Annotated in this window: 1 protein-coding gene; it reads left to right on the top strand. The window is 43.8% G+C overall.

Features of this window, described 5'->3' with window-relative positions; translation table 11 throughout:
* Positions 1 to 395: mucin-binding protein (locus FC46_RS09910; RefSeq protein ID WP_157046845.1), on the top strand; the 395-nt coding region annotated here is incomplete at both ends.

The raw sequence follows: 395 nt of genomic DNA, 5'->3' as shown, positions 1-395 counted from the left end.
CTACACTCCAAGTGTTCCAACAGTAACACCAACTGATCCAGGCAAGGATACTCCAGTGCCATACACTCCAGTAACTCCAGCTAAGGATCAAGCAGCAGTTGTAAACTACGTTGATGCATCTGAAAACAACAAGTTGATTACTAGTTCAGGTGAATTGACTGGTAAGGCTGGCGAAAAGATCGACTACAGTACAACTTCAACTATTCAAGATCTTGAAAACAAGGGTTACGTATTAGTAAACGATGGTTTCCCAGCAGGTGCTACATTCGATAACGATGACAACACCACTCAAGTCTACACAGTAGTACTTCGTCACGGTACAATCCCTGTAACACCAACTGATCCAGGTAAGCCAGGCGAACCAATCAACCCTAATGATCCAGATGGTCCTAAGT

It is taken from the genome of Lactobacillus kalixensis DSM 16043, assembly GCF_001434335.1.
GTDB classification, from domain to species: Bacteria; Bacillota; Bacilli; order Lactobacillales; family Lactobacillaceae; genus Lactobacillus; species Lactobacillus kalixensis.
Note: the sequence above shows the minus strand (reverse complement) of the source record. Positions and strands in the feature narration are given on the sequence as shown.